The organism is Bartonella sp. AC158YNML (assembly GCF_042196725.1).
Taxonomy (GTDB): domain Bacteria; phylum Pseudomonadota; class Alphaproteobacteria; order Rhizobiales; family Rhizobiaceae; genus Bartonella.
The window spans coordinates 1-769 of sequence record NZ_JBHIQU010000086.1; the positions used below are offsets into that span (position 1 = coordinate 1).

At 41.4% G+C, this 769-nt stretch carries 1 protein-coding gene; it reads right to left on the reverse strand.

Translation table 11 applies throughout. From position 1 onward, the window contains the following. Window positions 1-769 (reverse strand): DnaB-like helicase C-terminal domain-containing protein (locus ACFIM1_RS09375; protein WP_375694696.1); only part of this gene is annotated, 769 nt, incomplete at both ends.

Consider the following 769-nt stretch of genomic DNA (forward strand, 5'->3'; position numbering starts at 1 on the left):
AAATCACTAAAGCGTGTAAAATCGGATTGAAAGGCAAGGGGAACGATTCCTGTCGGACCATGGCGTTGTTTTGCTATAATAACCTCAGCTTTGCCCTTGGCTTGCTCCATTGCCTCTTGCCATTTGCTATACTCAGAGGTGCCTTCTTTGGGTTCTTCATTTTTGAGATAATATTCTTCACGATAAACGAACAGAACAATGTCGGCATCTTGCTCGATTGAACCAGATTCACGTAAATCGGATAATTGTGGACGTTTATCGGTTCGGTTTTCAACTTGACGTGAAAGTTGTGACAGAGCAATGATGGGAATATTGAGTTCTTTTGCAAGTGCTTTTAATCCGGTGGTAATGGCTGTAATTTCTTGAACGCGATTTTCTAATGAACGCTTTGAACCACTTGTCATGAGTTGGATATAGTCGATAATCAAAACATCTAAACCATGTTGTCGTTTCAGACGCCTTGCACGGGCGGCCAATTGTGCAAGGGAGACACCCCCCGTTTGATCAATATAAAGAGGGATTGTTTGTAAAGAGCGCATTGCGTAAATGATGTTGGTAAATTGCTCTTCTGAGATATTACCACGACGCATATCCGAAGAAGAAACCTTTATTTGCTCTGAGATAATACGAGTTGCAAGCTGTTCAGTTGACATCTCAAGTGAGAAGAAACCAACAATACCCCCTTCATTGGTTTGGCTGTTATCACGCTTACAAGCATTAGCAATATTAAAAGCAATATTGGTAGCAAGTGATGTTTTACCCATCCCAG